The 3,519-nt window shown below is 61.8% G+C and carries 1 protein-coding gene; it reads right to left on the bottom strand.

The annotated features are described in order from the left end of the window. The coding region (locus HMPREF1494_RS00730) for a SpaA isopeptide-forming pilin-related protein (RefSeq protein WP_155807144.1) at positions 1-3,210 on the bottom strand (3,210 nt) is incomplete at its 3' end. Positions 3,211-3,519 lie beyond the last annotated feature (309 nt).

The following is a 3,519-nucleotide window of genomic DNA, read 5'->3' as shown; positions in this document are numbered from 1 at the left end:
CGGCAATGCGACGGCACGCGTATTGGCGATGTCGATGATGTCGCCCAGATACACGCTCCTGCCCGTGAACCCGGCAGGCTTGCTGACCGCGGAGCCCGAACCATCCGGACGGATGAAATAGGTCCGTGCCCCTTGCCCGGTCGGGAGGACATAGTCGCCGTCGGGGGCTTTGATCTCCTCCAGATAGTAGGCGGTGTTGTAGTCGATGTCCTTGCCGTCGATATCGACTTGGCCGTCCGCGCCGGTGGTGAAGATGCGATCCCCGCCATGGGCGTCCCTGACGGGCTCGTAGGTGGAGCCGTTGTACCTGTAAAGCCTGAACATGGCCCCCTTCAGCGGCTTGTTATAGTTCCTCGAATCATGCTTGTAGACGGCGATGGTCGAAACGTCGCCGCCCGCGCTACTCTTCCTGATCTGGAAGCTCAGGGTATCGCTAGTCGAGCCCTGCCCGTCCAAGGAGACGGTGTTGGACACGTTGCCGGTCCACGTGTTCTCCGTGCCGGAGAACCTGTACCTGTATTGCAGGACGAGCGGTTTCCCGTCGGGCACCGTAGCGGTGATGATGTTCCTCATCGTCCCCTGCGCCGCGTCGGCGACGACGCTTTCATAATGGAAGTCGTCCATTCCCACGGGTTTGGATTCGTCCGCTACGGTTTTCCCGGAGGAATCCCTGACGCCCTCGTATAGTTTCGCGCTTCCGGGCACGTACGAGATACGGAGCTTCGAATAATACTCGTTGTGGGTGTAGGTCAGCTCGTCACGCAGCCGCAAGGTGGCGTTTGGGTCGGTGAGCATCTTCCTGCCCGCGGGGTTGATGACCACGCTGTAGGTGATGACGTTGCCCGCGTAATGGCCGTCGGGCGAGACGGGATGGCTTTTGGAGAGCATGCCCTTGTACCGGTCATCCGAAATGGTCTGCCGCTGTGTTTTCCGATCAAGGATTCCGCCGTCGTCCCCGCCGGAGACCACGACCGAATTCTCGATTGTGGCATGTCGGACCCCGCTGCCGGACAGCACGCCGTCGGCCAACGTCGCGCGCGCGTACACGCTGATGGCGTCCTGGTCCCGGTTTCCGAGTTTTTCCAAGAGCTCCTTGGGCACCGTGATGACGATGGACCCGTCGGACTGTCTGGCGGCAGTCACCCGCACGCCCCTCACGGTCACCGACGCGTTGCCCGACGTGTCGAACCCGAACTCGCTTTCCGCTCCGTCGCCGACCTGGAAGCCCAGGCCGGGCTTGTCGGCGTTGGCGAGCAGGGCGACCTTGCCGGCCGGCAGCAGTTCCGTGATTCTCATGTCGGCATGCCGGTCATTCGGTGCGACCTTCGTGACGATCTTCCACCCCAGGTAGCGAACCCGGCCGCCGTTCTGCACGGCCGTGTCCAAGTCCGACATGTCATGGCCGCTGTCGCCTGTGATGTTGCTTTTCAGATCGTATTTCTCGCTGCTCGTGTGGGACGGGGTGAGCCGGTTCTCGCCGGTATGGGTGGCCCCGTTGAAACCGGCCTGGTTACGGAATACCGTTTCCGCCTGCGTGTTCGTGACGCCGGTCGAGGAGTATTCGAAGTAGAGCTGCCCGCCCTGTGGGAACACGCCGTCGGACTGGATCGTGAAGCCCACGATACGGCCCGCCGTGTCCTTGTCTTTCGTGAACCGGACGCTTTCGGCCTGGCTTTTGAGCGGTTCGCCCGCCCATTGCAGGCGTTGCTTGACGGACGCGACCAGCATGTCCCACTGGCTCCCGGAAATGTAGTGTACGCCGTTTTCGGGCTGTTCGAGTCTGTCGGTATAGGTCCAGCCCGCAGAATCCTCGAGCGGGGATTTCAGGCTGACGGCCCATTTGAGTTCGGCGGTGCCGTCCGCGAGCTCGTTCGCGCCCTGGCCGGACTTGTACAGGCTGTCCCTCACACGCTGCCCGTAATCGACCTCGGCGCTTCCGGAGCCGGGATCCCCGCCGGGCCCGGGCGGGGTCAGGGTCGCAGTGTTGTCCACCCTGGTGGTCCCGTCGACCACGGCCGGCATGTCGGTCTCGTAGGTGATGGTGTACTTGTGCGTGGCCGGATCGCCGGTGGAGTTCACGGGAAAGGTGAAGCCGCTGCCGCCGACGCTGATGGTGTCCGATCCGTTCACGGCCGGACTGATGTGCACCGTGTCAGGCAGGGTGATGTTCGCCGATGGCGTGTCGGTCAGCGTCCAGCCGACGATGTCCCTGTTCTTGGTGTCGATGCCGATCGTCCATTTCGTCTTGCCGCCGGCCGTGATCCCGCCGCTTTTCGACACGTCGGGCCTGGTGGAGACGTTGGTCTCCACCCGTTTATCCACGGAGAAATCGTCGCCGTTGCCCCGTTTGGACGTGGCCTTCACCTGGTTTGCGACCGTCGCGTCCGTACCGGCTGCGTCGGCCGTGATCCTGCCGTAGTACGTTATCTCGTACCGGTCGCCGGGATCCATGCGCTCCAAGGCCAGCCTGAATCCCTTTCCCGTCGCGGTCGGGGTGATGATGGATGAGATGTCGCCGCCGTTGCGGGTGACGGTGAACCCCTTGCCCTGGTCGAGGGTCAGGGAGTCGGAGAGCATCCGGTCCTCGACGATCACGGGCCCGTAGGTGCCCTTGTCGCTGTTCACCGTGACGGTGTACTTCACGATGCCGTTGGCGCTGTCGATTTCCACGGCCTTCTTGTCGATCGACATGCCGCTGGTCCTGTTGATGGGGATCTCCGTCGAATGGGGCGGAATGCTGATATGGATCCTCTCGTCCGTGCCGGTCTTCATGTCCGAGACGTTGGCCTGGAATTCGAGATGGCCCGTCAGTACGCTGTTCCGGTTCGTTTTCACGTATGTCTCGTTGTAATGGATGACGATGTGCCCGTCGGCGCTCACCTCGTACGTGCCCATGGGATCGGCGTTCCTGTCGTTGTAAACGACGCCGCTGTCGGCCCTGACCAGCCGGAATTCGCCCGGCAGCCTGTATTGGATGGCACTGTTCGAATCCAGATAGTTCCTGTCCAACGACCATTGGATGTTGAATCTCAAATGCCCGGTCTTCTCGACGCCCTCCGCGGGAACATCGCCCCAGGTGTAGCCGTCCGGGGAATACTTGATCTCGACCCCGGTGATACGGTCCGTGAAATCCGTCGGCTCGACCGCCCAGACGGTACCGGCGGTCACCATGGCAAGCAGAATGGCCACGGCGGTGACAACGCACGCCAATCTATGTCGCAGGAACGTGCTTGCACCGGGTTGTGCTACATGGTGGCCCTGTGCTTTTAGACGTGTGTTGTCTGCCTTTGAGGGGGAAGGTTTTGGTTTTCCGCCTTGTGATGTTGGGCGCATGGTTCGGTCTCCTTGCTTTTGTCGGCCAATGCTTGTTCCCCATCACGGAGGTTCGGTTTGGGGCGTCCCGTCGGCCCGGTTTCGCGGTGGAATTGGCCAGTTTGAGGGTGTTTTCGTCTCGTTCTGCGAGTTATCTTTTTATTCAGAGTCTATCTTCAAGACGGGAGCCAAAATCCGCCCCCCCCC

It is taken from the genome of Bifidobacterium sp. MSTE12 (assembly GCF_000513015.1).
Taxonomy (GTDB): Bacteria; Actinomycetota; Actinomycetes; order Actinomycetales; family Bifidobacteriaceae; genus Bifidobacterium; species Bifidobacterium dentium.
The sequence above is the reverse complement of the archived record's forward strand: the minus strand, read 5'-3'. Positions and strand labels throughout refer to the sequence as shown.